Source organism: Pseudomonas extremorientalis (assembly GCF_024584605.1).
Lineage (GTDB): Bacteria > Pseudomonadota > Gammaproteobacteria > Pseudomonadales > Pseudomonadaceae > Aquipseudomonas > Aquipseudomonas extremorientalis.
Window position 1 is genome coordinate 15,865 of the sequence record NZ_CP089519.1, and the last position, 21,278, is coordinate 37,142.

At 62.4% G+C, this 21,278-nt stretch carries 21 protein-coding genes; 12 read left to right on the forward strand and 9 right to left on the reverse strand.

Annotated elements, in window-relative coordinates:
- The first annotated feature begins 27 nt into the window (after positions 1-27).
- Complete coding sequence (locus LUU92_RS00065) at positions 28-915, forward strand: lysophospholipid acyltransferase (RefSeq protein WP_071490897.1); 888 nt, start codon at positions 28-30, stop codon at positions 913-915.
- Between the two features lie 123 nt (positions 916-1,038).
- Here the strand turns inward: LUU92_RS00065 and LUU92_RS00070 are convergent, their stop codons facing one another.
- From LUU92_RS00070 to def, 5 genes are all read right to left on the reverse strand, one after another.
- The gene (locus LUU92_RS00070) at positions 1,039-1,350 is read right to left on the reverse strand and encodes a hypothetical protein (protein WP_071490898.1); all 312 of its coding nucleotides are present in this window, start codon (positions 1,348-1,350) and stop codon (positions 1,039-1,041) included.
- 18 nt (positions 1,351-1,368) lie between these two features.
- The gene (gene trkA, locus LUU92_RS00075) at positions 1,369-2,742 is read right to left on the reverse strand and encodes a Trk system potassium transporter TrkA (RefSeq protein WP_071490899.1); all 1,374 of its coding nucleotides are present in this window, start codon (positions 2,740-2,742) and stop codon (positions 1,369-1,371) included.
- 22 nt (positions 2,743-2,764) lie between these two features.
- On the reverse strand, positions 2,765-4,075 hold the full coding sequence (gene rsmB, locus LUU92_RS00080; RefSeq protein WP_071490900.1) for a 16S rRNA (cytosine(967)-C(5))-methyltransferase RsmB: 1,311 nt from the start codon (positions 4,073-4,075) through the stop codon (positions 2,765-2,767).
- Positions 4,072-5,022 carry a methionyl-tRNA formyltransferase gene (gene fmt / locus LUU92_RS00085; protein WP_071490901.1) on the reverse strand — a complete coding sequence of 317 codons (951 nt, stop codon included), beginning with the start codon at positions 5,020-5,022 and terminating at the stop codon, positions 4,072-4,074. Before fmt ends, rsmB begins: the two co-directional genes overlap by 4 nt.
- A gap of 69 nt (positions 5,023-5,091) precedes the next feature.
- Positions 5,092-5,598, reverse strand: coding sequence for a peptide deformylase (gene def / locus LUU92_RS00090; RefSeq protein WP_029290229.1), 507 nt, complete (start codon positions 5,596-5,598; stop codon positions 5,092-5,094).
- Between the two features lie 135 nt (positions 5,599-5,733).
- Here def and LUU92_RS00095 point away from each other — a divergent pair, with 135 nt between their 5' ends.
- From LUU92_RS00095 to tsaC, 3 genes are all read left to right on the forward strand, one after another.
- On the forward strand, positions 5,734-6,510 hold the full coding sequence (locus LUU92_RS00095) for a peptidoglycan-binding protein (RefSeq protein ID WP_071490902.1): 777 nt from the start codon (positions 5,734-5,736) through the stop codon (positions 6,508-6,510).
- A gap of 63 nt (positions 6,511-6,573) precedes the next feature.
- Complete coding sequence (dprA, locus tag LUU92_RS00100; RefSeq protein WP_222540702.1) at positions 6,574-7,668, forward strand: DNA-processing protein DprA; 1,095 nt, start codon at positions 6,574-6,576, stop codon at positions 7,666-7,668.
- Between the two features lie 54 nt (positions 7,669-7,722).
- Positions 7,723-8,280: an L-threonylcarbamoyladenylate synthase type 1 TsaC gene (tsaC, locus tag LUU92_RS00105; RefSeq protein ID WP_071490904.1), complete on the forward strand. Its 558-nt coding sequence runs from the start codon at positions 7,723-7,725 to the stop codon at positions 8,278-8,280.
- Positions 8,281-8,411: 131 nt separating this feature from the next.
- Here the strand turns inward: tsaC and LUU92_RS00110 are convergent, their stop codons facing one another.
- On the reverse strand, positions 8,412-9,389 hold the full coding sequence (locus tag LUU92_RS00110; protein WP_071490905.1) for a quinone oxidoreductase family protein: 978 nt from the start codon (positions 9,387-9,389) through the stop codon (positions 8,412-8,414).
- 158 nt (positions 9,390-9,547) lie between these two features.
- Between LUU92_RS00110 and hemF the strand changes: the two genes are divergently transcribed.
- Together hemF and aroE are read left to right on the forward strand one after the other, a co-directional pair.
- The gene (gene hemF, locus LUU92_RS00115; RefSeq protein WP_222540704.1) at positions 9,548-10,480 is read left to right on the forward strand and encodes an oxygen-dependent coproporphyrinogen oxidase; all 933 of its coding nucleotides are present in this window, start codon (positions 9,548-9,550) and stop codon (positions 10,478-10,480) included.
- Positions 10,480-11,298, forward strand: coding sequence for a shikimate dehydrogenase (gene aroE, locus LUU92_RS00120; RefSeq protein WP_071490907.1), 819 nt, complete (start codon positions 10,480-10,482; stop codon positions 11,296-11,298). Before hemF ends, aroE begins: the two co-directional genes overlap by 1 nt.
- Before the next feature lie 114 nt (positions 11,299-11,412).
- On the opposite strand, the gene LUU92_RS00125 is transcribed toward aroE, so the two are convergent.
- The 3 genes from LUU92_RS00125 to betC all read right to left on the reverse strand — a co-directional run bounded on the left by LUU92_RS00125 (position 11,413) and on the right by betC (position 15,587).
- Positions 11,413-12,981, reverse strand: coding sequence for a SulP family inorganic anion transporter (locus tag LUU92_RS00125; protein WP_071490975.1), 1,569 nt, complete (start codon positions 12,979-12,981; stop codon positions 11,413-11,415).
- A 160-nt stretch (positions 12,982-13,141) separates the two neighbouring features.
- Positions 13,142-14,056, reverse strand: coding sequence for a choline ABC transporter substrate-binding protein (choX, locus tag LUU92_RS00130; protein WP_071490908.1), 915 nt, complete (start codon positions 14,054-14,056; stop codon positions 13,142-13,144).
- A 16-nt stretch (positions 14,057-14,072) separates the two neighbouring features.
- On the reverse strand, positions 14,073-15,587 hold the full coding sequence (gene betC, locus LUU92_RS00135) for a choline-sulfatase (protein ID WP_071490909.1): 1,515 nt from the start codon (positions 15,585-15,587) through the stop codon (positions 14,073-14,075).
- Between the two features lie 103 nt (positions 15,588-15,690).
- Between betC and LUU92_RS00140 the strand changes: the two genes are divergently transcribed.
- From LUU92_RS00140 to LUU92_RS00165, 6 genes are all read left to right on the forward strand, one after another.
- Positions 15,691-16,641 carry a choline sulfate utilization transcriptional regulator gene (locus tag LUU92_RS00140; protein ID WP_257102979.1) on the forward strand — a complete coding sequence of 317 codons (951 nt, stop codon included), beginning with the start codon at positions 15,691-15,693 and terminating at the stop codon, positions 16,639-16,641.
- Between the two features lie 31 nt (positions 16,642-16,672).
- Positions 16,673-17,002, forward strand: coding sequence for a DOPA 4,5-dioxygenase family protein (locus LUU92_RS00145; RefSeq protein WP_058424390.1), 330 nt, complete (start codon positions 16,673-16,675; stop codon positions 17,000-17,002).
- A gap of 96 nt (positions 17,003-17,098) precedes the next feature.
- Positions 17,099-18,058, forward strand: a complete 960-nt coding sequence (locus tag LUU92_RS00150; protein ID WP_257102980.1) for a 2-dehydro-3-deoxygalactonokinase — start codon at positions 17,099-17,101, stop codon at positions 18,056-18,058.
- Between the two features lies 1 nt (position 18,059).
- Positions 18,060-18,680 carry a 2-dehydro-3-deoxy-6-phosphogalactonate aldolase gene (locus LUU92_RS00155; RefSeq protein WP_092241476.1) on the forward strand — a complete coding sequence of 207 codons (621 nt, stop codon included), beginning with the start codon at positions 18,060-18,062 and terminating at the stop codon, positions 18,678-18,680.
- 47 nt (positions 18,681-18,727) lie between these two features.
- Positions 18,728-19,876: a galactonate dehydratase gene (dgoD, locus tag LUU92_RS00160; protein ID WP_003170741.1), complete on the forward strand. Its 1,149-nt coding sequence runs from the start codon at positions 18,728-18,730 to the stop codon at positions 19,874-19,876.
- Positions 19,877-19,943: 67 nt separating this feature from the next.
- Complete coding sequence (locus LUU92_RS00165; protein WP_071490913.1) at positions 19,944-21,254, forward strand: MFS transporter; 1,311 nt, start codon at positions 19,944-19,946, stop codon at positions 21,252-21,254.
- Positions 21,255-21,278: the final 24 nt, after the last annotated feature.

Consider the following 21,278-nt stretch of genomic DNA (forward strand, 5'->3'; position numbering starts at 1 on the left):
CGCACCACACACGATCAGGAGTGACCTGTGGAAAAGTTTAAAGGCGCCTTGCTGGTAGGCGCTCTGCGGTTGTTTGCCCTGCTGCCCTGGCGCGCTGTCCAGGCGGTTGGCACGGCCATCGGCTGGATCATGTGGAAAACCCCCAACCGCTCCCGTGACACGGTGCGGATCAACCTCTCCAAGTGCTTCCCGGACATGGACCCGGCTGCCCGTGAGCGCCTGGTCGGCCAGAGCCTGATGGACATCGGCAAGTCCCTGACCGAAAGCGCCTGCGCCTGGATCTGGCCGGCCCAGCGCTCCATCGACCTGGTACGTGAAGTCGAAGGCCTGGAAGTGCTGCACGAAGCCCTGGCCTCGGGCAAAGGCGTGGTCGGCATCACCAGCCATCTGGGCAACTGGGAAGTGCTCAACCACTTCTATTGCAGCCAGTGCAAGCCGATCATTTTCTACCGGCCGCCCAAGCTCAAGGCGGTGGATGAGCTGCTGCGCAAGCAGCGCGTGCAACTGGGTAACCGCGTGGCCGCGTCGACCAAGGAAGGCATCCTCAGCGTGATCAAGGAAGTGCGCAAGGGCGGCCAGGTGGGGATTCCCGCCGATCCGGAGCCGGCCGAATCCGCCGGGATCTTCGTGCCGTTCTTCGCCACCCAGGCGCTCACCAGCAAGTTCGTGCCGAACATGCTCGCTGGTCACAAGGCGGTGGGCGTGTTCCTGCATGCACTGCGGCTGCCGGATGGCTCGGGCTACAAGGTGATTCTGGAAGCGGCGCCGGAAGACATGTACAGCACCGATACCGCCACGTCCTGCGCGGCGATGAGCAAGGTGGTGGAACGTTACGTCGGTGCCTACCCGAGCCAGTACATGTGGAGCATGAAGCGCTTCAAGAAACGCCCGCCGGGTGAAGAGCGCTGGTACTGATTCAAGATCAACGCAAAACCAATGTGGGAGGGGGCTTGCCCCCGATAGCGGTTGCTCAGTCAAATATGTATCGACTGACACACTGCCATCGGGGGCAAGCCCCCTCCCACATTTAAGTGCTGCTCAGGCTTGGCGATCGAGTTTTTTCAGGAACACAGTCATCTCTTTCTCTGCCTGCTTGTCGCCGTGAGCAAGCGCCGCTTCTATCCCCTTCTCCCACGCCAGCCGCGCCGCTGCACGATCTTCCAACCCCAACAGCGCCTTGCCCAACAACTTCCACGCCGCCGAATACTTCGGGTCGAACTCGACGCACTTGCTCAAATGCTCCGCCGCCTTGGCGTTGTCCTTCAGATCCAGATAACCCTTGCCCAAGCCAAACCGCAGCAGCGCGTTATCCACACCCTTGGCGAGCATTTTCTCCAGGGATTCGAGCATGCCGTTCACTCCATTCGATCAGAAAAAGCTCAACCCCACGTGGAACAGCTTCTCCACATCGCGGATATGTTTCTTGTCCACCAGGAACAGAATCACATGGTCCCCGGTTTGGATCACCGTATCGTCGTGGGCAATGATCACCTCTTCGTCACGGATGATCGCGCCAATGGTGGTACCCGGCGGCAAGCCGATATCGCGGATGGCCTTGCCGATCACCTTGCTCGACTTGGAGTCGCCATGGGCAATCGCCTCGATGGCTTCCGCCGCACCACGGCGCAGGGAGTGCACGCTGACGATATCGCCACGGCGTACGTGGGCGAGCAAGGTGCCGATGGTGGCCAGTTGCGGGCTGATGGCGATGTCGATATCACCGCCCTGGATCAGGTCCACGTAGGCCGGGTTGTTGATGATGGTCATCACCTTCTTTGCCCCCAGCCGCTTGGCCAGCAACGACGACATGATGTTGGCTTCGTCATCGTTGGTCAGTGCCAGGAAGATGTCGGCGTCGGCGATGTTTTCTTCCATCAGCAGGTCGCGGTCCGAGGCGCTGCCTTGCAGTACGACGGTGCTGTCCAGGGTGTCGGACAAATGCCGGCAACGTGCCGGGCTCATCTCGATGATCTTGACCTGGTAGCGGCTTTCGATGGCTTCGGCCAGACGCTCGCCGATCTGCCCACCGCCGGCGATGACGATGCGCTTGTAGGTTTCGTCGAGGCGGCGCATTTCGCTCATCACCGCGCGAATATTCGCCTTGGCGGCGATGAAAAACACTTCGTCGTCGGCCTCGATCACCGTATCGCCCTGGGGCAGGATCGGACGGTCACGCCGGAAAATCGCCGCGACGCGGGTTTCCACATTCGGCATATGCTCGCGCAACTGGCGCAGTTGCTGGCCCACCAGCGGACCGCCGTAGTAGGCCTTTACCGCGACCAGTTGCGCCTTGCCGCCGGCAAAGTCGATCACTTGCAGAGCACCCGGGATTTCGATCAGGCGCTTGATGTAGTGGGTTACCACCTGTTCCGGACTGATCAGTACGTCTACCGGAATCGCGTCGTTGTCGAACAGCCCGGCGCGTGTCAGGTAGGCCGCTTCGCGTACGCGGGCGATCTTGGTCGGCGTGTGGAACAGGGTGTGGGCCACCTGGCAGGCGACCATGTTGGTTTCGTCACTGTTGGTCACGGCCACCAGCATGTCGGCGTCATCCGCACCGGCCTGGCGCAGCACGGTCGGGAACGAGGCGCGGCCTTGTACGGTGCGGATGTCGAGGCGGTCGCCGAGGTTGCGCAGGCGCTCGCTGTCGGTGTCGACCACGGTGATGTCGTTGGCTTCGCTGGCCAAATGTTCGGCCAAGGTGCCACCAACCTGCCCTGCCCCAAGGATGATGATTTTCATCCGGTCACTCCCTTTAACCCGTTCAGCCGCGCGCGGCGGCGATCTTGATCAGTTTGGCGTAGTAGAAGCCATCGTGTCCGCCTTCTTGCGCGAGCAACTGGCGACCGTGGGGCTGCTTGATGCCAGCAGCGGTGGCGAGGTCCAGCTCCCGTGCGCCGCTGGTGCGGGCGAGGAAGGCTTCGATCACCTCGGTGTTTTCCGTCGGCAAGGTGGAGCAGGTGGCGTAGAGCAGGATGCCGCCGACTTCCAGGGTCGACCACATCGCGTCGAGCAACTCGCCCTGCAGCACGGCCAGGGCGGCGATGTCATCGGGTTGGCGGGTGAGCTTGATGTCCGGGTGGCGACGGATTACGCCGGTGGCGGAACAGGGTGCATCGAGCAGGATGCGCTGGAAGGGTTTGCCGTCCCACCACGTCGCGGTGTCACGGCCGTCGGCGGCAATCAGCTCGGCGCTGAGGCCCAGGCGCGTCAGGTTTTCACGCACGCGCACCAGGCGCTTGGCTTCCAGGTCGACGGCGACGACACCGGCCAAGTCCTTTTCGACCTCCAGAATGTGACACGTCTTACCGCCTGGCGCGCAGCAGGCGTCGAGGACGCGTTGGCCCGGTGCCAGGTCGAGCAGGTCGGCAGCCAGTTGTGCGGCCTCGTCCTGCACGCTGATCCAGCCTTCGGCAAAGCCCGGCAGGTTGCGCACATCGGTGGCCGCTTCGAGCACGATGCCGTCGACGCTGTACACGCAGGGCGTGGCATTGATGCCGGCGGTCGTGAGCAATTGCAGGTAGGCGTCACGGCTGTGGTGACGGCGGTTGACCCGCAGGATCATCGGCGGATGCGCATTGTTAGCCGCGCAGATGGCTTCCCACTGTTCGGGCCAGAACGCCTTCAGGGATTTTTGCAGCCAGCGCGGGTGAGCGGTACGCACCACCGGGTCATGTTCCAGCTCGGCCAGCAGCGCTTCGCTTTCGCGCTGGGCGCGGCGCAGCACGGCGTTGAGCAGGGCCTTGGCCCAGGGCTTTTTCAGTTTGTCGGCGCAACCGACCGTCTCGCCGATGGCTGCGTGGGCCGGCACACGGGTGTAGAGCAACTGATAGAGGCCCACCAGCAGCAGCGCTTCCACGTCGGCATCGGCGGCCTTGAACGGCTTCTGCAGCAACTTGGCCGCCAGTGCCGACAGGCGTGGCTGCCAGCGCGCGGTGCCGAAGGCCAGGTCCTGGGTGAAACCGCGATCGCGGTCTTCGACCTTGTCCAACTGGGTCGGCAATGAACTGTTCAGCGACGCCTTGCCGTTGAGGACGGCGGCGAGAGCCTTGGCGGCAGCCAGACGTGGGTTCATTGGGCTGTCCCGAGGATGGTGCCCAGGGCAAATTTTTCACGACGGCTGTTGAACAAATCACTGAAATTAAGCGCCTTGCCACCGGGCAATTGCAGACGGGTCAGGCACAGCGCCTGCTCGCCGCATGCGACCAGCAGGCCGTCCTTGCTGGCGCCGATGATTTCACCCGGAACGCCTTTGCCCTCGGCGAGTTTGGCGGCCAACACTTTTACGGCTTCGCCATTGAGGGTGCTGTGGCAGACCGGCCAGGGGTTGAAGGCACGTACCAGGCGTTCCAGCTCCACGGCCGGGCGGCTCCAGTCGATACGCGCTTCGTCTTTGTTCAGTTTGTGGGCGTAGGTGGCCAGGCTGTCGTCCTGGACTTCGCCCTCCAGGGTGCCGGCGGCCAGGCCGGCGATGGCCTGGATCACGGCGGGCGGGCCCAGTTCGGCGAGGCGGTCGTGCAGGCTGCCGCCGGTGTCTTCGCCGGTGATCGGGGTGGTGACCTTGAGCAGCATCGGGCCGGTGTCCAAGCCCGCCTCCATGCGCATCACGGTCACGCCGCTTTCGCTGTCGCCGGCTTCCACGGCACGTTGGATCGGCGCCGCACCGCGCCAGCGTGGCAGCAGCGAGGCATGGCTGTTGATGCAGCCCAGGCGCGGGATATCCAGCACCACTTGCGGCAGGATCAAGCCGTAGGCTACGACCACCAACAGGTCAGGCTTCAGTGCTGCCAGCTCGGCTTGGGCTTCGGTATTACGCAGGGTCGGCGGCTGCAGCACGGGAACATTGTGCTCCAGCGCCAGCTGCTTGACCGGGCTTGGCATCAGTTTTTGCCCGCGACCGGCCGGGCGATCCGGCTGGGTGTACACCGCGACGATGTCATAAGGGCTGGCAAGCAGGGCCTTGAGGTGTTCGGCGGCGAATTCTGGAGTGCCGGCAAAAACAATGCGCAGTGGCTCGGTCATGGGAGGTCTCGGTTAAAAGCAGTCACAAAAGAAAAAGGCTTGCCGCAGCAAGCCTTTGGAAGAAGGGCATCAAGCTTGCTGGCGATGCTTTTTTTCCAGCTTCTTCTTGATCCGGTCGCGCTTGAGCGTGGACAGGTAATCGACAAACAGCTTGCCGTTGAGGTGGTCGCATTCGTGCTGAATGCACACCGCCAGCAGGCCTTCGGCAATCAGCTCGAACGGCTTGCCGTCGCGGTCCAGGGCCTTGATCTTCACGCGCAGCGGGCGCTCGACGTTCTCGTAGAACTCGGGCACCGACAGGCAGCCTTCCTGGTACTCGCCCATCTCGTCGGTCAGCGGTTCGAACTCGGGGTTGATGTACACCATCGGTTCGCTGCGATCTTCCGACAGGTCCATGACCACGACACGCAGGTGTACGTTGACCTGGGTCGCGGCGAGGCCGATGCCCGGGGCTTCATACATTGTTTCAAACATGTCATCGACCAACTGACGAACCTTGTCGTCCACTACGGCCACCGGCTTGGCGATCGTGCGCAAACGCGAGTCGGGAAATTCGAGGATGTTCAAAATAGCCATAAGCGTAATTGCTGCACATGTGAGGTAAAGGCAAATCGGCGTTGGGATGGACCCAGACAGCCGGTGTGAAACGCCCCGAAGCCGCGAAGGCCCTGGCATTTCACGCGAACGCACATAATAAAGGAGATTCACCCCATGAGGAAATCGCTACTCGTCTTGCTGCTGTGGGCCCCGTTTGCCATGGCCCTGCTGCCCCAGCCCGTCCAGCGCCTGGATCAATCGACACAACAGGCCATCCAGCGCTTTTTACTGCACAACCGCATTCTTGATTCGCCACAGGACCTGGACAGCGCGCCGTACATTGTTGCCGCTGATGCGGGTCGAGTGCTGGGGGGCAACGGTGAGCGGGTGCATGCCAGGGGCAACCTGGATCCTTCCCAACCCCATTACGGAATATTCCGACGCGGCAAGGTCTACACCGACCCGCAGACCCAAGAACTACTGGGCATCAACGCCGACGATATCGGCACTGCCCGTTTCGTCACGGCTGGCGACCTCACCACCCTGGCCGTGCAGCGAGTGACCCAGGAGGTGCGCCCGGGTGACCGCCTGCTACGCGCGCAATCTCCTGTCGATCCGGCCTCCCTGGAGGTCATTTCAACGGCGCCCTTCATCGAAGGGCACATCATTGATATCCCCAAGGGTGTCGCCCAGATCGGCGTGCTCGATGCTGTCACCCTGAACAAAGGCCGCCGTGACGGCCTGGTCGAAGGCCAACTGCTCAGCGTGATCAAGGCTGGCGCAACCGTGCGCGACAGCCTCACCGGCACGCCGACCCGACTCCCCGATGAACGTGCCGGCACCCTGCTGGTATTTCGCACCTACGAAAAGCTCAGTTACGGCCTGATCCTCAATGCCTCGCGACCGCTGGCGGTGATGGACCGTTTCGAGACTGCCCATCAAACACAATGAATAGGTTGCTAAATAAGTTACCAACAGAGTTATCCACAGCTTGTTCCGGTCAAGGATGATCAAATGAATCCGATAAACAGTCATGAAATATCCCCGTCAGAACTGGAAGCCCGACTACGCTTGCACAGGCTGCCGGAACTGGGCCCCAAGCGTTTTCGCTTATTGATCGAAGCGTTCGGCTCTGCGTCAAAGGCAATCAGTGCTCCCGCCAGTGCCTGGCGTTCGCTCGGGTTGCCGGCCATCAGCGCCGATGCCCGGCGCAGCCATGAAATCCGCGAGGGCGCCAGCGCGGCATTGGCCTGGCTGGGGTGCCCTACCCAGCATTTGCTGATGTGGGACCAACCGGAGTACCCCGCACTGCTCGCCCAGATTGACGACGCGCCGCCGCTGTTGTTCGTCGCGGGTGACCCTCTGATCCTGGAAAAACCGCAACTGGCGATGGTGGGAAGCCGCCGCGCATCCCGTCCTGGCATGGACACCGCCGCTGCGTTTTCCCGCAGCCTGGCGAGCGCGGGTTTTGTCATCACCAGCGGCCTAGCCTTGGGTATTGACGGCGCCGCCCATCAAGCCGCATTGGACGTGGGCGGCCAGACAATCGGCGTCCTCGGCACCGGGCTCGAAAATTTTTATCCACAGCGCCACCGACGGCTGGCGGCGGCGATGATTGACCAGGGCAGCGCCGTGGTTTCCGAGTTTCCGCTGGACGCTCCGCCTCAGGCGGCCAATTTCCCCAGGCGTAACCGCATCATCAGTGGCCTGTCCCTTGGCGTATTGGTGGTGGAAGCGAGCATGGCCAGTGGTTCGCTGATTACGGCCAAGCTGGCGGCCGAGCAGGGTCGTGAGGTGTACGCGATTCCGGGCTCCATCCATCACCCCGGCGCCAAGGGTTGCCATCAGTTGATTCGCGACGGTGCGGTATTGGTGGAAACCATCGAGCACATTCTTGAAGGCTTGCGCGGCTGGCACGCGCTGTCCCGTCCGGCGCCGATGCCGGTGACCCATCCGCTGGTAGCGCTGCTGCACGCGGCGCCGCACAGCAGTGAAGCGCTGGCGATTGCCAGCGGGCGGCCGTTGTCCCAGGTGTTGGCGACGCTTACGGAGCTGGAGCTTGAAGGCCAGGTCATCTGCGAAAGCGGGCGCTGGCTTGCGCGCTGCTAGGTTTTGTAACGAAGATCGGTAAACTGCGCAGAGCTTTAGTCTGGAGAGTGAACAATGGTCAACCGGTGGCGTGTGCTGGAAACCGCACGAGAAATTCGCGCAGGCGCGGTGATTGCCTACCCAACCGAAGCGGTTTGGGGCCTGGGCTGCGACCCGTGGAACGAAGAAGCAGTGGACCGTTTGCTCGCCATCAAGAATCGCTCGGTGGACAAGGGCCTGATCCTGGTGGCGGACAGCATCCGCCAGTTCGACTTTCTCTTCGAAGACTTCCCGCAAGAGTGGATCGACCGCATGGCCGCCACCTGGCCCGGGCCGAATACCTGGCTGGTGCCCCATCAGGACTTGCTGCCGGAATGGGTGACAGGTGTGCATGACACGGTGGCGCTGCGGGTGACGGACCATCCGCTGGTGCGGGACTTGTGCTCGCTGGTGGGGCCGTTGATTTCCACCTCGGCCAACCCTCAGGGTCGCCCGGCTGCGCGTACGCGGATTCGCGTGGAGCAGTACTTCCGTGGCCAGGTGGACCTGGTGTTGGGCGGCGCCCTGGGGGGGCGCAAGAACCCCAGCCTGATTCGCGACCTGGTGACCGGCGAGGTTGTGCGGCCTTCCTGAGACCGAGGTGCGGCCATCGCGGGCAAGCCCGGCTCCCACCCCTGATCCGCGTCATTCATGACAACGCGGTCAAATGTGGGAGCCGGGCTTGCCCGCGATGAGGCCCTTATAGACTCCAGATATCGATTGGCTTACGGCAGCAGAATGGTCGACCCCGTCGTGCGCCGTGCCGACAACTCAGTCTGCGCCTTGGCTGCCTCTGCCAGCGAGTACCGCTGGTTGATATCAATGCGCACCTTGCCGCTCTTGATCATCGAGAACAGGTCATCGGCCATCGCCTGCAGGTTCTGCGGGTTGTTGGCATAGGTCGCCAAGGTCGGCCGGGTGACGTACAGCGAGCCCTTGGCCGACAGGATCCCCAGGTTCACCCCATCCACCGCGCCTGACGCATTGCCGAAGCTCACCACCAGCCCACGGGGCGCCACGCTGTCCAGCGAGGTCAGCCAGGTGTCCTTGCCAACACCGTCATACACCACCGGCACCTTTTTGCCGTCGGTCAATTCCAGCACGCGCTGGGCGACGTTTTCCTTGCTGTAGTCGATGGTTTCCCAGGCGCCGAGGGATTTGGCCAGGGCAGCTTTTTCCGGCGAGCTCACCGTTCCGATCAGCTTGACGCCCAGGGCCTTCGCCCACTGGCACGCCAGGGAGCCTACGCCGCCGGCAGCCGCGTGGAACAAGATGGTTTCACCGCCTTTGAGTTCATAGGTCTGTCGCAGCAGATACTGCACGGTCAGGCCCTTGAGCATGGCGCCGGCGGCCTGTTCGAAGCTGATATCGTCCGGCAAGTGCACCAGGTTGGCGGCGGGCAACACATGCAATTGGCTGTAGGCGCCCAACGGGCCACTGCCGTAGGCCACGCGGTCGCCGACTTTGAATTGGGTGACTTCACTGCCGACGGCATCGACCACGCCGGCGCCTTCTGCGCCCAGCCCCGATGGCAAGGCCGGCGGCGCGTACAGGCCGCTGCGGAAATAGGTGTCGATGAAGTTCAGGCCGATCGCCTCGTTACGCACGCGAACCTGCTGCGGGCCAGGCTCGGCCGGCGTGTAGTCCACATACTCAAGCACTTCGGGGCCGCCATGGGCGCTGAACTGGATACGTTTGGCCATCTGCACTTCTCCTGGGTTCGAATCGCGTAGCCCCCTATCGGACTCCTAAGCTTGATCTTCGTCAACTGCGACGCACGTAGGTGCGGTGTTATCCTGTGCGCCCATTTGCCGCCGACGCCCAATGGCCTCGCGTAGCTTTGCCCGATCAAGGTGATGCCATGACTACCCGCACCGAGGCTGTAAAGGCCTACCTGCTTGACCTGCAAGACCGCATTTGCAGCGCCCTGGAAACCTTCGAGACGGACACTCGCTTTATCGAAGACGCCTGGACCCGGCCTGCCGGCGGCGGCGGTCGCACTCGTGTGATCGAGAACGGTACGGTGATCGAAAAAGGCGGCGTTAACTTTTCCCATGTGTTTGGCAGCGGCCTGCCACCGTCTGCCAGTGCGCATCGGCCCGAGCTGGCCGGGCGTGGTTTCGAGGCCCTGGGCGTGTCGCTGGTGATCCACCCGCACAACCCTCATGTGCCGACGTCCCACGCCAACGTGCGGTTTTTCATCGCAGAAAAAGAAGGCGAAGAACCGGTGTGGTGGTTCGGCGGTGGCTTCGACCTCACGCCTTACTACGGCAACGAAGAAGACTGCATCCACTGGCACCGCGTGGCCGAGCAGGCCTGTGCGCCGTTCGGTCCTGAGGTGTATTCGCGCTACAAAGCGTGGTGCGACACTTACTTCCACATCAAGCACCGCAATGAACCGCGCGGTATCGGCGGCCTGTTTTTCGATGACCTGAACGAGTGGGGCTTCGACACCTGCTTCGCCTTCATCCGTGCCATCGGCGATGCCTACCTCGACGCCTACCTGCCGATCGTGCAGCGCCGCAAGGCCATCGCCTACACCGAGCAACAGCGCGAATTCCAGGAATTTCGCCGGGGCCGCTACGTTGAATTCAACCTGGTCTACGACCGTGGCACCTTGTTCGGGTTGCAGTCGGGCGGGCGTACCGAGTCGATCCTGATGTCGCTGCCGCCGCAAGTGCGCTGGAGCTACGACTGGAAGGCCGAGGCCGGCAGTGAAGAAGCACGCCTCACCGACTACTTCCTGCAAGACCGTGACTGGCTGGGCCTTGACGCGCCCAAGGCAGCTGTCTGATGGACCGTTATGTGGTGTTCGGCAACCCCATCGGCCACAGCAAGTCGCCGCTGATCCACCGCATGTTCGCCGAGCAGACCGGCGAGCAACTGGACTACAGCACCCTGCTGGCGCCGTTGGAGGATTTCATCGGCTGTGCCCGTGAGTTCTTTCAGCAGGGCCGTGGCGCCAACGTCACCGTGCCGTTCAAGGAAGACGCCTACCGACTGGCCGACACCCTGACCGAGCGCGCCCAACGTGCCGGCGCGGTGAACACCTTGAGCAAGCTGGCAGACGGCAGCCTGTTGGGCGACAACACCGATGGCGCCGGCCTGGTGCGCGATCTCACCATCAACGCCGGGCTGAGCCTGCAAGGCAAACGCATCCTGCTGCTGGGCGCGGGTGGTGCGGTGCGTGGCGCGCTGGAACCGTTGCTGGCCGAGCAGCCGGGCTCGCTGATCATCGCCAACCGCACCGTGGAAAAGGCCGAATTGCTCGCCGAGCTGTTCGACGACCTGGGCCCGGTATCTGCCAGCGGTTTCGACTGGCTGCGTGAGCCGGTGGACGTGATCATCAACGCCACGTCCGCCAGCCTGTCAGGCGATGTACCGCCGATTGCGGGTAGCCTGATCGAGCCGGGCAAGACCTTTTGCTACGACATGATGTACGCCAAGGAACCGACCGCGTTCTGCCGTTGGGCGACGGAGCACGGTGCAGCGGTGGCGATGGATGGCCTGGGCATGCTGGTGGAACAGGCGGCGGAAGCCTTCTACCTGTGGCGCGGCGTGCGCCCGGATTCGGCGCCTGTATTGGCTGAACTTCGCCGCCAGTTGATCTGACACTGATCCGAATGTGGGAGGGGGCTTGCCCCCGATGAGGGAGTGTCAGTTGATACATCCATGGCTGACACACCGCTATCGGGGGCAAGCCCCCTCCCACATTGTTGATCGTTTTCAGTCTTGGAACTGGATGGGGCAGTTGTCGGCCCCTTCCAGTTTCCTCAACTCTTCCATCACCTGCGGCCGAGCCCGGCGCAAGGTCAAACTACGTCCCAATCCACGTAGTCGCCGCGCTTCCTGGTGCAGCATCTCCACCCCGGAATAGTCGATAAAGTTGATCTGCTGCGCCTCGATCACCACCCGCTCGCCCTGCAGGCTTTGCAGACGCGCTTGCAGGTAATGGCTGGCGCCGAAAAAGATCGAGCCGCCCACCCGCAGCACATCCTCATCGCCATCTCGCCACTGTTGTACCCGTGGCTGGGAGGTGCGCTTGAGGTAGAAAAACAGCGACGCCAGCACGCCTGCATAAATGGCGGTTTGCAGCTCCAGCAACAAGGTGGCCACACACGTCAAGCTCATCACCACAAACTCGGCGCGACTGACGCGGAACAGCGCACGAATGCCGCGACGGTCCACCAGCCCCCAACTGATCAGCAAGATGCTCGCGGCCATGCTCGGGATCGGAATATGGGCGATCAGGGCCGCGCCAAATAACGCGAACAACGCCACCCATAACGCGGAAAACACCCCGGCCAACGGCGAGCAGGCGCCCGCCTCGTAGCTGAGGCCGGAACGTGTGAACGAGCCGGCTGACAGGTAGCCGGAGAAAAATCCGCCCACGATATTGGATAGACCCTGTGCACGGACTTCCTGGTTAGCGTCGAGCAATTGCTGTGAGCGCGCCGACAACGAGCGGGCAATCGACAGGCTGGTCACCAACCCGAGCATGCCCACCGCCACGGCGCTCGGCAGCAGGCGCAGGAGCATGTCCAGGTCCATCGGCAACGGGCTGAACGGCGGCAGTTTGCCCACAAACGAACTGACCAGCGCTACGTGCCCGAACATCGCTGGCCACAGCCACGCCACCAGGCTGCCCAGTGCCAGCGCAATCAACAGCGTTGGCCAGCGAGGCACCAGGTACTTGAGCAGCGCGCCGACCAGCAACGTGCCAAACCCCAGTAAGAGGGACGCGTGGTCCCATTCGCCGCTGTGATGGATCAGTGCCAACAAGCTATTGATGGCGGTGGCCTGGCTTGGCAGATCCAGCCCCATCAGGTTGGGCAACTGGCCGAGGGCGATCACCACGGCGGCACCCAAGGTGAACCCGAGCACCACCGAGTGCGATACAAAATTTACCAACGCGCCGAAGCGCAGCATGCCCAACAGCCACTGGAAAACGCCGGCGAGGAAGGTCAGTAGCAGGATCAGGGTGATGTAGTCCTGTGACCCCGGCACGGCCAATGGACTGACGCTGGCGTACAGCACAATGGAAATCGCCGCCGTGGGCCCGCAGATCAAGTGCCAGGACGAACCCCAGAGGCAAGCGATCAGTACCGGGATGATCGCGGCGTACAGGCCGTACTCGGGTGGGAGACCGGCAATCAGCGCGTAGGCAATCGACTGTGGCAGGGCGAGGACTGCGCCACTGAGGCCGACGATTGCATCCCGGCCGACGCTGGCACGGGTTTGGCGCGGGAGCCAGCTGAGGAAGGGAAAAAGTGTGTGGCGGTTGGGCCGGGGCATCGCGGACTCGGATCGGAAGGTTTGCATCAGAGTATCAGTACACACAGGGCCTATGTGGGAGGGGGCTTGCCCCCGATGAGGGTGTGTCAGTTGATACATCCATGGCTGAGACACCGCTATCGGGGGCAAGCCCCCTCCCACATTTGAATTGCATCAGGCCTCAGAGTCTGGCTTTAACTGCAGGGAGTGCGTCTTGGCCGTCCAGTGTTTTTACACCCTCAAGCCACTTATCCAATACCGCCGGATTGGCCTTGATCCACGCCTTCGCCGCATCGGCGTTGCTGACCTTGTTGTTGGCGACCTCGGCCATGATGCCGTTCTCCATCTCCTGGGTAAAACTCAGGTTGGTCAGCAGTTTTCCTACGTTCGGGCAGGCCTGTGCGTAACCCTTGCGGGTCAAGGTATACACGCTGCCAGTGTCACCAAAGTATTTCTCGCCACCCTTGAGGTAGCGCATTTTCAACTGCACGTTCATCGGATGCGGGGTCCAGCCGAGGAAGGTGACGAATTTCTGTTTCTTCACCGCTCGCGACACTTCGGCCAGCATCGCCTGTTCGCTGGACTCGACCAGCTTCCACTGGCCCAGGTCGAAGTCGTTCTTCTTGATGATTTCCTGCAACGAGATATTTGCCGGCGCGCCGGAGCCGATGCCGTAGATCTTCTTGTCGAACTTGTCGGCAAACTTGTTCAGGTCGGCAAAATCATGCACCCCGGCGTCCCACACATAGTCGGGCACAGCGAGAGTGAACTCGGTGCCGTCGAGGTTTTTCGCCAGTTGCACCACATCGCCATTGGCCACGAACTTGTCGTAGAAGCCCTGCTGCGCCGGCATCCAGTTGCCGAGGAACACGTCCACCTGGCCGTCCTTGAGCCCGCCGAAGGTGATCGGCACCGCCAGGGTGTCCACCTTCGGTTTGTAGCCCATGCCGGTCAGCAGGAAACCGGCGATGGCGTTGGTGGCTGCGATATCGCTCCAGCCCGGATCGGCCATTTTTACCGTTTCACAACTGGCGTCCGCGTACACGTTGGCGCTGGTCAGTACCAACAGGCTCAACATCACAGTCAACTTTTGCATGGCCTTCCCTCTGTATTTATTGGTTTTGGCAGGGTTGTGGATAACGTGCCTTGCGCTCCAGGTCGTCGAGGTCGATATGGTTGCGCATGTATTGCTGACTGGCGTCCACCAGTGGCTGGTGATCCCAGCTCTTCAGCTTGCCCTGGGTGAGTGCCTCGAATACCAGGCGACGACGGCGTTGGCTGGCGAGTACCTGCTGGTGGATCGCCGGGATGTCCCATTTGGCCCGCGCCTCACTCAAAAACGCCTCGAACAGTGGCCGGTGTTCCGGTGACTGGCTGAGGTTCTCCCGCTCGTGCGGGTCGTTGTGCACATCGAACAGTAGACAAGGGTCGTCTTCGCTGTAGATGAATTTGTAGGCGCCTCGGCGAATCATCATCAGCGGGCTGATGGTGCCTTCGGCCATGTATTCGCCGAACACTTCGTCGTGCCCGCCCTGCCCTTGCAAGTGCGGGACCAGCGAGCGGCCGTCCAGCGGCAGGCGCGGGTCCAGTTCGCCGCCGGCCAGTTCCACCAGGGTCGGCAGCAGGTCGGCGGTGGACACGGCTTGCGTCACTCGACCCGCCGCGAATTGCCCCGGCGCACTGACCAGCAGCGGTACGCGCGCGGCCATTTCGAACCAGTGCATTTTGTACCAGAGCCCGCGCTCGCCGAGCATGTCACCGTGGTCGCCGGAGAAGATGATGATGGTGTCATCGGCCAGGCCGGTGTCTTCCAGGGTCTGCAGCAGCTTGCCGACATTGCTGTCGATGTAGCTGCACGCGCCGAAGTAGGCGCGGCGCGCATCGCGGATCTTATCCACGGGCAGCGGTTTGTCCCACAGGTCGTAGACCTTGAGCAGGCGCTGGGAGTGGGGGTCGAGATCAGCCTGGGCAGGCGTTGCAGGCAGGGGGATGTCGGCGTCGTCGTACAGGTCCCAGAACGGCTTGGGAATGGTGTACGGGTCGTGCGGGTGGGTCATCGATACCGTGAGGCAGAACGGTCGTTCGCCGTCTTCGCGGATATGGTCGAACAGGTATTGCCGGGCCTTGAACACCACCTCTTCGTCGAAATCCAGCTGGTTGGTGCGCACGCACGGGCCGGCTTGCAGCACCGACGACATGTTGTGGTACCAGGTGGGGCGCACGTGCGGCTCGTCCCAGTTCACCGCCCAGCCATAGTCGGCGGGGTAGATGTCGCTGGTCAGGCGTTCTTCGTAACCGTGCAGTTGGTCGGGGCCGCAGAAGTGCATCTTGCCCGACAGCGCGGTGCGGTAGCCGAGGCGGCGCAGGTAGTGAGCGTAGGTCGGCACGTCGGCGGGGAAATCGGCGGCGTTGTCGTAGGCGCCGATCTTGCTCGGCAACTGGCCGCTGACCAAGGTAAAGCGCGACGGTGCGCACAGCGGGCTGTTGCAGTACGCGGCATCGAACACCACGCCCTGTGCGGCGAGGCGGCTCAGGTTGGGCAATTTGATGGGGGAAGGTCCGTAGAACGGCAACATCGGCGCGGCCATTTGATCGGCCATGATGAAAAGAATGTTCTTGCGCTTCATGATCTATCGGCATTCCATAGGCGGTGTTTATGCGAATGAGCATGCAGCCCATGGAAAATGGGGTAAAGCCCATGAAAAGCAATGTCTAGGATAAGCACCGCTTATGTATGAAGCCCTTGGCGACCTGTCCCTCGATCTGCTGCGCGCGTTCGAAGCCGCAGCGCGCCACCGCAGTTTTACCGCCGCTGCCATGGAACTGGGCACCACCCAGCCCGCGATCAGCCAGCAGATCAAGCGCCTGGAAGAACAACTGACGATCCGCCTGTTTGATCGCATCTACCGTGGCATTGAGTTGACCGATGCCGGCGCCCTGTTGTTCGAGCATGTGCAGGGCGGTTTGCAGGGCATCAACCAGGGACTGAGCCTGATCACCCAGCAGGATCAGCATGAAGTGCTGCAAGTGGCGACCGACTTCGCCTTCGCCGCTTATTGGTTGATGCCGCGTTTGCACCGCTTCCACCAGGCCAACCCTCAGGTGGACGTCAGCCTGGTGACCAGCGAACGCAACCACGCGACCTTGCGCAGCGATATTGATGTGGCGGTGCTGTTTGGCGACGGCCGTTTCAAGCAGGGCGATAGCCTGTGGCTGTTCAACGAGGAAGTGTTCCCGGTGTGCAGCCCGCAGTGGCTCAAAGAACAGGCCACGCCACTGACTAAGCAAAATTTGCACGATTTTCCGTTGTTGCACCTGCGCCAGGAAAACAACAGCCAGTGGTTCGACTGGAGTGGCGTGTTTCGCGAACTGGGCATCACCACTGCGCCTACTCCCGGCCAGCTGCGCTTCGATAACTACACCCTGTTGATCCAGGCTGCGATTGCCGGCCAGGGCGTGGCCATCGGCTGGCGCCATCTGGTGGATAACCTGCTGGAGCAGAACTGGCTGTGCCGACCGATCCACGACACGGTGATCTCGCGTTTCGGCTATTACGTGGTGCAACCCCAGCGCAAACGCCGAGGGCAGTTGGTGGAGCGGTTTGTCGACTGGCTGGTGGCCGAGCAAGCCAGCAGCGCGCAGTCGCTGACCGGACTGGCCCTGCCATCGATTGCGGTCTAGCATCTGGCGCATATTGGATCCGGAGTCCGTCATGCAACGTATCAAGGGCTATCACGCCCATATCTACTTCGACGCGAACACTATCGAACAGGCACGCACCTTGTGCGAAGACGCTGCCAAACTGTTCCCGCTGCGCATGGGCCGTGTGCACGAGCGGCCTGTAGGGCCGCACCCGGACTGGAGCTGCCAGTTGGCGTTCGACCCGGAATACATCGGTGTGGTGCTGCCGTGGCTGGTGATCCATCGCAATGGCCTGGTGGTGTTCCTGCACCCCGATACCGGCGATGACCTGAAGGACCACACGGACTATGCCGTCTGGATGGGGGCGATGCGGGAGCTGAACTTGTCAGCCTTTTCTTAAATTAAATCCCTAAATATGGGATTGATATTTATATATTGAGACTTCATCCGCCGTAGGTTTATATTCGCTGCATCCGCTCAGAACGCAGGTGAAGCGATGCAGGCGCAATTGATCGCGCTCGATTGGGGTACCAGTTCCCTTCGTGCTTATAAACTCGGCCCCGCCGGCGCAGTGCTGGAACAGCGCTCGCTGGCGTGGGGCATCATGCATTTGCCCAATGAACCCCGGGACATTGCTGGCGTGCGTTGCAGCGATGGCTTCGAGTTGGCGTTCGATGCGGCGTGTGGTGACTGGCTCGACGCCGAGCCCGGTTTGCCAGTGATTGCCTGCGGCATGGTCGGCAGTGCCCAGGGCTGGAGCGAAGCGGCTTATCGCAACACCCCTGTCGATGTCGCCAGCCTTGGCCAGGCGCTGCATAAGGTGCGCAGCCTGCGTGGCGTGGATGTGCATATCGTGCCGGGCGTGATCGAGCAGATCGGCTTGCCCAACGTGATGCGCGGCGAAGAAACCCAAGTGCTGGGCGTGCTTCAAGAGCTGGGCACCGATGGGTTGATCGGCCTGCCCGGCAGCCATTCCAAGTGGGTCGAGGTGGTCGATGGCTGCATCACTCACTTCGACACCTTCATGACCGGCGAGCTGTTTGCGGTGTTGAGCAAGCACAGCATCCTCGGGCGTACCCAACAACAATCCGCACAATTCCAGGCTGACGCCTTTGACCGCGGCGTGCAGGTGGCGCTGTCCAAAGACGGCGAGCGCGGCGTGCTGTCGACGCTTTTCAGTGCGCGCACCCTGGGCCTCACCGCCGAACTCACTGCCGAGCAGCAGCCCGATTACCTCTCCGGCTTGCTCATCGGCCATGAACTCGCCGGCCTGCCCGGCAGTGCCCGGCACAAGCCGATCATCCTGGTCGGCGCCGCGCCCCTCTGCGCCCGCTATCAACGCGCCCTCGCCCTCTGCGGCTTCGCCCACGTCAGCCTGGCGCAGGAAGCCACCGAGCGCGGGCTGTGGCAATTGGCGGTGGCATCCGGGCTCACTCAACCTGTACTGGAGGCCTGACATGCTCAAGCACGCACTCGCACAAAACGGTTTGATCGCGATTCTGCGCGGCATCCGCCCGGACGAAGCCCAGGCCGTCGGCCAGGTGTTGTACGAGGCCGGGTTTCGTGTGATCGAAGTCCCGCTGAATTCGCCCGATCCTTACACCAGCATCCGCACCCTGCGCGACAGCCTGCCCGCCGATTGCCTGATCGGCGCCGGCACGGTGTTGCTGCCTGAGCAGGTCGAGCAGGTGAAGGCGGCCGGTGGCCAGGTGATCGTGATGCCCCACAGCGATGCCAAGGTGCTGCGAGCGGCGAAAGCCGCAGGCCTGTTCCTGTCGCCAGGTGTGGCGACACCGACCGAAGCTTTCGCCGCCCTGGCCGAAGGTGCTGATGTGCTGAAGCTGTTCCCCGCCGAGCAGATGGGCCCGGCGGTGATCAAGGCGTGGCTGGCGGTACTGCCGGCAGGCACCTTGCTGCTGCCGGTCGGCGGCATTACCCCGGACAACATGCAGGTGTTTGTCGATGCCGGCGCCAAAGGGTTCGGGCTGGGTTCCGGGTTGTTCAAACCGGGTATGACAGTGGATCAGGTAGCGAGCCGTGCCCAGGCTTATGTCGCCGCCTGGAAAGTCCTGAGCTGACATCAAGTTCCGCGCCCCTGGCGCTGCATCTATAAGAGAGACAAGAGATGAAAATCACCAAACTGACGACCTTTATCGTCCCGCCGCGCTGGTGCTTCCTCAAGGTCGAGACCGACCAGGGCGTGACCGGCTGGGGTGAGCCCGTGGTCGAAGGCCGCGCCCATACCGTGGCGGCAGCGGTCGAAGAACTGTCCGACTACCTGATCGGCAAAGACCCGCGCAACATCGAAGACATCTGGACCGTGCTCTATCGCGGCGGCTTCTATCGCGGCGGCGCGGTGCACATGAGCGCCCTCGCCGGTATCGACCAGGCGCTGTGGGACATCAAGGGCAAGGCCCTCGGCGTGTCCGTCAGCGACTTGCTCGGCGGCCAGGTGCGCGACAAGATCCGCGTGTACTCGTGGATCGGTGGTGACCGCCCAGCCGACACCGCCCGCGCTGCCAAAGAGGCTGTGGCTCGAGGCTTCACCGCGGTGAAGATGAATGGCACCGAAGAACTGCAATTCGTCGACAGCTTCGAAAAGGTCGACCTGGCCCTGGCAAACGTCGCCGCTGTGCGTGATGCGGTCGGCCCCAACGTCGGCATCGGCGTCGACTTCCATGGCCGTGTGCACAAGCCCATGGCCAAGGTGCTGATGAAGGAGCTGGATCCGTACAAGCTGATGTTTATCGAAGAGCCGGTGCTCAGCGAAAACTACGAAGCGCTCAAGGAGCTTGCGCCGCTGACCAGCACCCCGATTGCCCTGGGCGAGCGCCTGTTCTCGCGCTGGGACTTCAAGCGTGTGCTCAGCGAAGGCTATGTCGACATCATCCAGCCCGATGCTTCCCACGCGGGTGGCATCACCGAAACCCGCAAGATCGCCAACATGGCCGAGGCCTATGACGTGGCCCTGGCACTGCACTGCCCGCTGGGTCCGATTGCACTGGCGGCGTGTTTGCAACTGGATGCGGTCTGCTACAACGCGTTTATCCAGGAGCAAAGCCTGGGCATTCACTACAACGAGAGCAATGACCTGCTCGACTACGTGCGCGACCCCGGTGTGTTCGACTATGACCAGGGCTTCGTGAAGATCCCCAACGGGCCGGGGCTGGGCATCGAGATCAATGAGGAATACGTGATCGAGCGCGCGGCCATCGGCCACCGCTGGCGCAACCCGATCTGGCGGCATGCCGACGGCAGCTTCGCCGAGTGGTAAGCACCCTGTAGGAGCCGGGATGCCGGCTCCTGCAAGCCCTCAATAAACATAAGAAGAGGCAACCCCCATGCACCCTGAATCCTTCACCGGGCAGGCGTCTTTAGTCACGCCTACCAAAAAGCGTTTTTTCATCATGGTGCTGCTGTTCATCACCGTGGTGATCAATTACCTCGACCGCAGCAACCTGTCGATTGCCGCCCCGGCGCTGACCAGCGAACTGGGCATCGACCCGGTTCAGGTCGGGCTGATTTTCTCCGCGTTCGGCTGGACCTACGCAGCCATGCAGATCCCTGGCGGCTGGCTGGTGGACCGCGTGCCGCCGCGCATTCTCTATACCGCCGCGCTGATCTTGTGGTCCATCGCCACCGTGATGCTCGGCTTCGCTGCCAGCTTTATCGCGTTGTTCGTGCTGCGCATGGCGGTGGGTGCCCTGGAAGCCCCGGCGTATCCGATCAACAGCCGCGTGGTCACCACCTGGTTTCCCGAGCGCGAACGCGCCACGGCGATTGGCTTCTACACCTCCGGGCAGTTTGTCGGGCTGGCATTCCTCACGCCGGTACTGGCCTGGCTGCAACACGCCTTCGGCTGGCACATGGTGTTTGTCGTCACCGGTGGCGTTGGCATCCTGTGGGGGATCATCTGGTACGCGGTGTATCGCGAGCCGAAGGATTTCAAAGGCGCCAACGCCGCTGAAATCGAGCTGATCCGCGAAGGCGGCGGCCTGGTGGACATGCAGGAAAAAACCGCCAAGGCCCCGTTCAGCTGGGTCGACCTGGGGATCGTGCTGAGCAAGCGCAAACTCTGGGGCATCTACCTGGGGCAGTTCTGCCTGAATTCCACGCTGTGGTTTTTCCTGACGTGGTTCCCCACCTACCTGGTGAAATATCGCGGGATGGACTTCATCAAGTCCGGCCTGCTGGCATCGTTGCCGTTCCTGGCGGCGTTTGTCGGCGTGCTGTGTTCCGGGATCTTTTCCGACTGGCTGATTCGTCGCGGCGCGTCGGTGGGGGTTGCGCGCAAGTTGCCGATCATTGGCGGGCTGCTGATTTCCACGGCGATCATCGGCGCCAACTATGTGGACTCGACGGCCTGGGTGATTGCGTTCCTGGCGGTGGCGTTCTTTGGCAATGGCCTGGCGTCGATTACCTGGTCGCTGGTGTCGACCCTGGCACCGGCGCGCCTGTTGGGGCTGACCGGTGGGGTGTTCAACTTCATCGGCAACCTGTCGGCGATTGCCACACCGATTGTGATCGGCTTTTTGGCCAGCGGTGATTCGTTTGCGCCGGCGATTACCTACATCGCGGTGCTTGCCCTGCTCGGGGCGCTTTCCTACGTGTTGCTGGTGGGTAAAGTCGAGCGCATCCAGCTGAATGAATAGCCTGCGGTGAAAGCGCTCGCCACA